The following is a 10,289-nucleotide window of genomic DNA, read 5'->3' as shown; positions in this document are numbered from 1 at the left end:
ATGGGCCAGGCGGTTGGCCCGGCGGTTCAGCTCGGCATAACTGATCGACTGCTCGTCCAGGCACAGGGCAACCGCGTCGGGACGCTGACGAACCTGGGCCTCGAAAAGCCCCTGCACCCCCGCCACGTCTTCGAACGCCGGTACGCTGCGGTTCCAGTCCTGCAACAAGGCGCGCTGCTCGTCGTCCACCAACAGACCCAGCTGCGCAATGCGATTACCCGCGCGCCCGACCACCGCCCGCAACAGGTTCTGCCAATGCTCGGCCATGCGCTGCACGGTGGTGGCGTCGAACAGGTCAGTGGCGTAGGTCAGCGACGCGCCGATGCCCTCGGGGGACTCCTGGGTATCCAGGCTCAGGTCGAACGGCGCGCTCTGGCTGTCCCACTCCAGCGCTTCCACTCCCAGCCCCGGCAACTGCTGTTCGCCACGGGCCTTACGCCCTTCGGTCTGGTGGTTGAACATCACCTGGAACAGCGGGTTATGGCTCAGGCTGCGCTCCGGTTGCAGCGCTTCCACCAACTGTTCGAAGGGCAAGTCCTGGTGACTCTGGGCCTCCAGCGCCCGCTGTTTGACCTGGGCCAGCAACTGGCTGAAGGTCATGTGCCCGTCGATATCGGCCTTGAGCACCTGGGTGTTGACGAAGAAACCGATAAGGCGCTCGGTTTCCGCGCGGTTGCGGTTGGCGATCGGCACGCCGACGCGAATATCCGACTGCCCGCTGTAGCGATACAACAGGGTCTGGAACGAAGCCAGCAACAGCATGAACAAGGTCACGCCTTCGCGCTGGGCCAAGGCTTTGAGGCCGTTGACCAAGGCCGCGTCCAGGCCGATGTCCACCCTCGCGCCACGATAGCTCTGCACCGCCGGGCGTGGATGATCCAGCGGCAACTCCAGCACCGGCTGTTCGCCGCCCAACTGCTCGCGCCAATAGCCCAGTTGCCGCTCTTTTTCACCGGCTTCCATCCAGCTGCGTTGCCACAGGGCATAGTCCGGGTACTGGATCGGCAACTCGGGCAGGCGCACGTCCTGCCCCTGACTGTAGGCGACGTACAACTGCACCAGCTCATCGACCATCACTTGCATCGACACGCCATCGGAAACGATGTGGTGCAGCACCAGCACCAGCACGTGTTCATCGGGCGCCAGTTGCAGCAACTTGACCCGCAGCAGCGGGCCTTGTTGCAAGTCGAAAGGCTTGGCGACTTCCGCCTGCACCAACGCTTCGAGCCGGGTGGAGTCGCCGGGTTCATGGGCGATATCCACACGCAGTTCAGGCTTGACCACTTGCAGCACCTGGTCGGCGTCCTGGTGCAGGTGGGTACGCAGGCTTTCGTGACGGGCGATCAGCGTATCGAAGCTGCGCTGCAAGGCCGCGTGATCCAGGCGACCGCGCAGGCGCAAGGCACGCGGCAGGTGGTACGCCGCGCTGTGCGGCTCCAACTGCCACAAAAACCACTGGCGTTCCTGGGCATAGGAGAGTCGCAGCGCTTCACCGTCCTGACGCTTGAAAACCGGGGCAATCTCAAACAGGTTGATGCCTTGTTGCTTGAGCATGACCGCCAACGCTTTCTTTTGCTGCGCAGAAAGTGAACCCACCGACTCGATTAATGCTTGCACGCCACGCCCCTCAGGAAATCAATTTATCCAAATCTTCTGCTGATAGACGTTTGAGAGCCTCCAAGGATTTAGCCAATGCATCCTGCACTGGCGAATTATTTGTCTGGCGGGACGCCACGTAGCGACTGAAGTCGCCCAGGGTGGGCGTGGTGAAAATCGATTTGACGTCGAACTCGGCATGCAACTGATCGCGCAGGCGCACCACCACTTGCGTGGCCAACAGCGAGTGCCCGCCCAGTTCGAAGAAGTTGTCGTCAAGGCCGACGCGCTCAACGTCCAGCACGTCGGCCCAGATCGCGGCGATCTGCTGTTCCAGCTCGCTGGCCGGCGCCACATATTCGCGGGCTTGCAGGTTGGCATCGGCTTTGGGCAGCGCCTTGCGGTCGAGCTTGCCGTTGGGACTCAACGGCATCTGCTCCAGCAGCATCCATTGCGCCGGGACCATATAGTCCGGCAGCTGCCGGGCCAGGTGCGCGCTGAGTACGTCGCGCCAATCATCACCGGCGTTTTGCAGTACCAGGTAGCCCACCAAGTATTTGCCATCGACGGCCAATACGGCGGTTTCACGCACCCAATCGTGCTCCAGCAAACGCGCTTCGATTTCACCCAGCTCGATGCGCAGGCCGCGCAGTTTCACTTGATGGTCGATACGCCCGGCGTATTCGATCACGCCGTCTTCGCGGAAACGCGCCAGGTCGCCGGTGCGGTACAGGCGTTCGCCCGCGATGAATGGGTGGGCGATAAAACGCTCCGCCGTCAACGACGGACGACGGTGATATCCGCGCGCCAGGCCGACACCGCCCAAATACAGTTCGCCCAGCACGCCAACCGGCACCGGTTCGAAATTGCTGTCGAGGATGTAGCAACCCAGGTTGGCAATCGGGCGGCCAATCGGCACCGCGTCGCGATCTTCATCGACACAGGTCCAGTGAGTCACGTCGATGGCCGCTTCGGTCGGACCATACAGGTTGTAGAGCCCGGCCTGGGGCAGCTTGGCGAACACCTGTTGTTGGGCGTCCGCCGGCAAGGCTTCACCGCTGCACACGATGCGTTGCAGGGTTTGGCAGGTGGAAACATGGGCGTCCTGCAAGAACGCTTGCAGCATCGACGGCACGAAGTGCAGCGTGGTGATCTGCTCCTGGTTGATCAGGGCCACCAGCTTGGCCGGATCGCGGTGATCACCCGGAGCTGCGACGACCAACCTTGAACCGGTCATCAGCGGCCAGAAAAATTCCCATACCGACACGTCAAAACTGAACGGGGTCTTTTGCAACACGCTGTCGCTGATGTCCAGTTCATAGGCCTCCTGCATCCAGTGCAGGCGGTTCAGCAATGCCGAGTGGCGGTTGCCCGCGCCTTTCGGCTGGCCGGTGGAACCGGAGGTGTAGATCACGTAGGCGAGGTTTTCGCCATCCAGCTCAATACCCGGGTTGGCGTCGCTGTAGTCCTCGAACGTCGAGTCGCCCAGCACCAGCGTGTGCAGCCCAGCCGGAATCGGCAACTGTTCAAGCAAATGCGCCTGGGTCAGCAACAGTTTCACGCCGCTGTCGTCGAGCATATAGGCCAGGCGTTCACGCGGGTATTCGGGGTCCAGCGGCACATAAGCACCGCCGGCCTTGAGTACCGCCAGCAGGCCGATGACCATTTCGATGGAGCGCTCCACCGCGAGACCCACCAGCACATCCGGGCCTACGCCGGCCTCGATCAGGCGATGGGCCAAACGATTCGCGCGGCGGTTCACCTCGGCGTAGCTCAGGCGCTGTTGGCCAAACACCAACGCCGGTGCGTCCGGCTGGGCCTGTGCCTGGGCTTCGAACAATTGGTGTACCCACTGGCCTTGCGGGTAGTCGCGCTCAGTCGCGTTCCACTCGCACAGCAGTTGTTGGCGCTCGCCCCTCTCCAGTATCGGCACGTCACCCACCCGCTGCTGACCGTCCAGGATCATCCCTTGCAGCAGATTGACCAGGTGCCGGCCATAAGCGTGCACCGCCTTGTCGCTGAAATGCGCGCGGGCGAAGCTGAATTGCAGGGTCAGCGTCTCGCCCAGGTCCACCAACACTGTCAGGGGGTAACTGGTCTGCTCATAGGCATTGGGCAGACCAAATTTGATGCCGCTGCCGCCGCCCTGCTCCAAGGCCTTGGACACCGGGTAGTTTTCGAACACCAGCAACGTGTCGAACAGCGCCTCGCCGGCGGTGGCCGCCCAACGTTGAATGTCGTACAACGGCGTGTGTTCATGCTCGCGCAGGGCCAGATTGCGCGCCTGCACCGCCTGCAACAACTCAGCCACCGACTGCTGTGCGTCCACGGGGCTGATCACCGGCAGGGTATTGATAAACAGCCCGACCTGTTGCTCCACACCCGGCAACTCCGCCGGACGCCCGGCCACGGTAGCGCCGAACGCCACCACCGGCTGCCCGCTGTGCCGTTGCAACAGCATCAGCCAGGCGGACTGGATCAAGGTATTCAGAGTGACTTTGTGTTGACGGGCGAAGGCGTCCAGGCGAGCCGTCAACCCAAGGTCCAGGCCCTGGCGATGATCGCCATGCCCTTCCAGCGCCAGCGGTTGACTGGCGCCCAGGCGCGTCGGCGTGTGCAGCGCGCTCAGTTGATCGCGCCAGAACGCTTCGGTGGCACCGGCATCGCGCTGTTGCAGCCAGGCGATGTAATCGCGGTAACGCCCCGTCGCCTGTGGCACGGCCACCCCGGCATAGCGTTGCAGCACTTCGCCGAACAGCCGTGAATTGCTCCAGCCATCCATCAGGATGTGGTGGTTGGTGTAGATCAGTTCATGGCGTTGCTCATCGGTGCGCACCAGCAGCACCCGCACCAGCGGCGCCCGGGTCAGGTCGAAGCCCTGGCGGCGTTGGGCCTGCTGCAAGTTTTGCAGTTCAAGCTCGCGTTCGGGCATGGCGCGCCAGTCGAGTTCTTCGACCTGTATCTGCGCCTCGCGGTACACCACCTGGCACGGCCACTCCAGTTGCCCTTCCCAGAAGAACCCGCTGCGCAGCACGTCATGGGCCTGCACCGTGGCCTGCCAGGCCTGCTGAAAGCGCGCCACATCCAGGTGCTCGGCGCTCACGCGGATCTGGTTGATGTAGTCGCCCGCCGCCTGCTCGTACAGGGTGTGGAACAGCATGCCCTGCTGCATCGGCGACAAGCTGTAGATGTCTTCCACGGCATCGGCCACCAGCGGCAGCGACTCCAGTTGCGCCGGGTTCAGGCGTGACAGCGGGAAATCCGAAACAGTGAAGCCGCTGTTGCCCGGGGTGCAGCAATGCTCCACCAGACGTTCCAGCTCGCGGGTGAACGCCAGGCTCAAGGCCTCGATCACCTGCGGGTCGAACATCAGCGGGCTGAACGTCCAGCCCAGGCGCAGTTCGCCGCCATACACCTGGCCGTTGAGGGTCAGCCAGTTGCCCAGCGGCGCGTCGGGGTTTTGTTCGGCACCGGCATTTTCCGACGCCGGGGCGAACAGGCTGTCAGGCTGATCGAAACTGCCGTCGAACTGGCCCAAGTAGTTGAAGGTGATGCGCGGTACCGGCAACTGGCTGAATGCCTGGCGCGTGGCGTCATCGCCCAGGTAACGCAACGCGCCGAACCCCAGGCCCTTGTCGGGCACGGCGCGCAGTTGCTCCTTGATCTGCTTGATCGAGCCCGCCAGGCTGTCGTCCGGGGTCAGGCGCACCGGGAACAGGCTGGTGAACCAGCCCAGGGTACGGCTCAGGTCGATGTCGTCGAACAGCTCTTCACGGCCATGGCCTTCCAGCTGGATCAGGCTGGAGGCCTGCCCGGTCCATTCGCAGACCACCCGCGCCAGGGCGGTCAGCAGCAGGTCGTTGATCTGGGTGCGGTAAGCCGTGGGGGCCTGTTGCAGCAGTTGCCGGGTGCGCTCGGCATCCAGTTGGCTGACCACCGTCCGGGCCAGTCGGCCCGGGCGTGCGCCGTGCGGATCACGGCACGGCAGATCGGCGGCAACCCCCTGCAATTGCTGCAACCAGAAGTCCTTCTGCGGCTGCATGGCGTCACTGCGGGCGTGGGCTTGAAGGCGCTCGGCCCAGGCTTTGAACGAGGAGGTCTTGGCCGGCAAGCGCTGCTGGCGATACAGGCTTTGCAAGTCTTCGAGGAAGATCCGCCACGACACGCCGTCCACCACCAAGTGGTGCATCACCAGCAACAGGCGCTGGCTACCATCGGCCAGGTCGGCGAGTACCGCGCGCAACAGCGGGCCATTTTGCAAGTCGAGGCTGCGCTGGGCACGCTCGCCCAGGGCTTGCAGTTGGGCGGCGTCGTTCACGGGCTCCTGCCACACCAACGCCGAGGCCGGCGCTTCATGACGGGCAACCCAACCGTCGGCCTGCTGGCTGAAGCGCAGGCGCAACACATCGTGGTGTCGAGTGAGGGCCTGCAGCGCCGCTTCCAGCCGCTCGGCCTGCAAGGGCTCGCGGGGCGTCAACAGCACCGACTGGTTCCAGTGGTGCCGCTGCGGCAGGTCGAGCTCGAAAAACAACTGCTGGAACGGCAGCAGCGGCGTCTCGCCCTGCACCGGCCCCTGGTCGATCACCCGCACACGCTGCAACTGCGCCACACGGGCCAGGCTGCGCACGGTCTGGTGCTGAAACAATGCTTTGGCGGTGAAATGAATACCGGCGGCACGGGCCCGGCTGACCACCTGGATCGAGATGATCGAGTCGCCGCCGCGCTCGAAGAAGTTGTCATTCAGGCCCACGTGTTCGACGCCCAGCACCTCGGCCCAGATCGCGGCGATCTGCTGTTCGAGGGCGCTTTGCGGCGCTTCGTAGTGCTGCGCGGCCTCGGGTTTTGGCAAGGCCTTGCGCTCCAGTTTGCCGTTGGGACTCAGGGGCATCTGCTCCAGCAACATCCATTGCGCCGGGACCATATAGTCCGGCAACTGCCGGGCCAGGTGCGCGCTGAGTACGTCGCGCCAGTCCTCGCCGGCGTCTTGCAGCACCAGGTAGCCCACCAGGAACTTGCCATCGACGGCTAACACGGCGGTTTCACGTACCCAATCGTGTTCCAGCAAACGCGCTTCGATTTCACCCAGCTCGATGCGCAGGCCGCGCAGTTTCACTTGATGGTCGATACGCCCGGCGTATTCGATCACGCCATCTTCGCGGAAGCGCGCCAAATCACCAGTGCGATACAGGCGTTCGCCTTGAACGAACGGATGGGCGATAAAACGTTCGGCGGTCAGGGACGGACGACGGTGATAACCGCGCGCCAGGCCAACACCGCCCAAATACAGTTCGCCCAGCACGCCAACCGGCACCGGTTCGAAATTGCTGTCGAGGATGTAGCAACCCAGGTTGGCAATCGGGCGGCCAATCGGCACCGCGTCGCGATCTTCATCGACACAGGTCCAGTGAGTCACGTCGATGGCCGCTTCGGTCGGACCATACAGGTTGTAGAGCCCGGCCTGGGGCAGCTTGGCGAACACCTGTTGTTGGGCGTCCGCCGGCAAGGCTTCACCGCTGCACACAATGCGTTGCAGGGTTTGGCAGGTGGACACCGCCGGGTCTTGCAGGAAGGCTTGCAGCATCGACGGCACGAAATGCAGCGTGGTGATCTGCTCCTGGTTGATCAGGGCCACCAGCTTGGCCGGGTCGCGATGATCACCCGGCGCAGCCACCACCAGACGCGAGCCAGTCATCAGCGGCCAGAAAAATTCCCATACCGACACGTCAAAACTGAATGGGGTCTTTTGCAACACGCTGTCGCTGATGTCCAGTTCATAGGCCTCCTGCATCCATTGCAGGCGGTTCAGCAAGGCGGAATGGCGGTTGCCCGCGCCTTTCGGCTGGCCGGTGGAACCCGAGGTGTAGATCACGTAGGCGAGGTTTTCGCCATCCAGTTCAATGCCCGGGTTGGCGTCGCTGTAATCCTCGAAGGCCGAGTCGCCCAGCACCAGCGTGTGCAGCCCAGCCGGAATCGGCAACTGTTCAAGCAAATGCGCCTGGGTCAGCAGCAGTTTCACGCCGCTGTCGTCGAGCATGTAGGCCAGGCGTTCACGCGGGTATTCCGGGTCCAGCGGCACATAGGCACCGCCGGCCTTGAGCACCGCCAGCAGGCCGATGACCATTTCGATGGAGCGTTCCACCGCCAGACCCACCAGCACATCCGGGCCTACGCCAGCCTCGATCAAGCGATGGGCCAGGCGATTCGCGCGGCGGTTCACCTCGGCGTAGCTCAACCGTTGTTGACCAAACACCAACGCCGGAGCATCCGGCTGGGCCTGTGCCTGGGCTTCGAACAATTGGTGTACCCACTGGCCTTGCGGGTAGTCGCGCGCGGTCGCGTTCCACTGCCGAACCAATTGCTGACGCTCGTCGGCGTCCAGCGTCGCCAGGTCCTGCAATGGCAATGCGCTGTTCGCCACGGCCGAGCGTAGCAGGCTGAGCCAATGGCGCAGCATGCGTGCCGCCGTCGGCGCATCGAACAGGTCAGTGGCGTAGGTCAGGGAGGCCCAGACACCATCGCCGGTTTCCTGGGTGTCCAGGCTCAGGTCGAACTGCGCGGTCTGGCTGGCCCATTCAAGGTGACTGACCTGCAAGCCCGGCAGCCTGTGCGCGGCGGTTTGAGGGTTGGCCTGATGGTTGAACATCACCTGGAACAGCGGGTTATGGCTCAGGCTGCGCTCGGGCTGCAAGGCCTCCACCAGTTGCTCGAACGGCAGGTCCTGGTGAGCCTGGGCTTCAAGGGCACGGCGTTTGGTGTGCTGGAGCAACTGGGCAAACGTCATCTGCCCGTCAAGGTCGGCCTTGAGCACTTGGGTGTTGACGAAAAAGCCGATCAGCGACTCGGTCTCGACCCGGTTGCGATTGGCAATCGGCACGCCGACGCGAATGTCCGACTGGCCGCTGTAGCGGTACAAAAAGGCCTGGAACGCGGCCAGCAACAGCATGAACAGGGTCACGCCTTCACGCTGGGCCAGGCTTTTCAGGCCCGCCACCAGCGCCGGCTCCAGGGCGATATCCTGGCGGGCGCCACGGAAACTCTGCTGCGCCGGACGCGGATGGTCGAATGGCAGCTCCAGCACCGGTTGCGTGCCGCCCAACAACTCGCGCCAATACGTCAACTGACGGGACTTCTCCCCCGCCTCCATCCAGCGGCGCTGCCACAGCGCGTAGTCGGCATACTGGATCGGCAACGGCGCCAGCTCACAGTCCTGGCCCAGGCTGTAGGCGGCATACAGCCGCATCAGCTCTTGCACCATCACCCCCATCGACCAGCCATCCGAGACGATGTGGTGCTGCACCAGCACCAGCACATGGTCTTCTTCAGCGAGTGCCAGCAGGCTGACCCGCAGCAGCGGGCCCTGTTGCAGGTCGAACGGGCGGGCGATTTCGGCCTCCACCCGCGCCTGGAGCTGCGTTTCATCGACCGCGCTTTCGGCGATTTCGATCACCGCGTGGTCCAGCACCTGCTGCGAGCGTTGCTCCTCATCCAGCTGCAAGCGGGTGCGCAGGCTTTCGTGGCGCGCCACCAGGGTGTCGAAGCTGCGTTGCAGGGCGGCCTTGTCCAGGCGCCCGCGCAGGCGCAGTGCGCCCGGCACGTGGTAGGCGGCGCTGTCCGGGTCCAGTTGCCAGAGAAACCACTGACGCTCCTGGGCGTAGGACAGCGGCAACGGCTGGCCGTCCTGGCGAATCGAGGCAATCGGCAATTGAGCGAAGCTCATGCCCCGGCTTTGCAGGCGCTGGTAAAACTGCTGGCGCTGCTCCAGGGGCAGGCGAAGAAAGCGCGAAACCAGGTCGATGTTAGGGTTGGAAAGCATGGGTCAAATCGCCTCTAGTTCGCTCAAAAAGTCACGAAGATCATCAAAGTCTTCCGCCGTGCCGGCGCGGAAGTTGGCAGCGGCCTGCGCATAGGCGCGCAGGGTGTCGGTCTGGAACACTTCCACCAGCGGCACTTCCAGGCCCAGCTCGGTCTGGACGCGAGAGGTGATCTGGATCGCCAGCAGGGAATGCCCGCCCACGTCAAAGAAGTTGTCGTTCAGGCCCACTTGCGGCAGGCGCAGCACTTCGGCCCAGATCGCCGCAATCTGCTGCTCCAGCTCGGTTTCAGGCGCCACATAGCGTTGCTGCAATTGGCTGGCATCCGGTTCGGGCAGGCCCTTGCGGTCGAGCTTGCCGTTGGGAGTCAGCGGCATTTGCGCCAGGAACATGAAATGCGCCGGCACCATGTAATCCGGCAGACGGGTTTTCAGAGCGCGGCGCAAGGTGTCACGGAACTCGGCTTCATTGGCCAGGCCGGCTTCGGCGGGCACCACATAGGCCACCAGCTGCTTGCCGGTCGGGCCATCCTGGGCCACCACCACGGTTTCACCGACGCTGGCCTGCTCGCGCAGACGTGCCTCGATTTCCCCCAGCTCGATACGGAAACCGCGGATTTTCACCTGGTGATCCACGCGTCCCAGGTAATCCACCACCCCATCGGGACGCCCACGGGTCAGGTCGCCGCTGCGGTACACGCGGCTGCCCGGTTTACCGAACGGGTCCGGCACAAAACGCTCGGCGGTCAGTGCCGGACGCTCCAGATAACCCCGTGCCACACCCTCGCCGCCCAAGTACAGCTCGCCGGCCACGCCTATCGGTTGCAGGTTGAGTTGGGAGTCCAGCACATAGCCGCTGCGGTTGCCCAACAGCGTGCCGATG

3 protein-coding genes are annotated in these 10,289 nt (G+C 63.9%); all 3 read right to left on the bottom strand.

Features of this window, described 5'->3' with window-relative positions; genetic code table 11:
- Window positions 1-1,617, bottom strand: a 1,617-nt coding sequence (locus ACW9IN_RS29525) for a condensation domain-containing protein (RefSeq protein WP_457369164.1), incomplete at its 3' end; no start/stop codon positions are given.
- Window positions 1,618-1,627: 10 nt separating this feature from the next.
- The gene (locus tag ACW9IN_RS29520; RefSeq protein WP_457369163.1) at window positions 1,628-9,409 is read right to left on the bottom strand and encodes an amino acid adenylation domain-containing protein; all 7,782 of its coding nucleotides are present in this window, start codon (window positions 9,407-9,409) and stop codon (window positions 1,628-1,630) included.
- Between the two features lie 3 nt (window positions 9,410-9,412).
- The coding region (locus tag ACW9IN_RS29515) for a phosphopantetheine-binding protein (RefSeq protein ID WP_457369162.1) at window positions 9,413-10,289 on the bottom strand (877 nt) is incomplete at its 5' end.

The organism is Pseudomonas sp. SDO5271_S396, from assembly GCF_054071795.1.
This window is presented reverse-complemented; position numbering and strand designations above follow the sequence as displayed.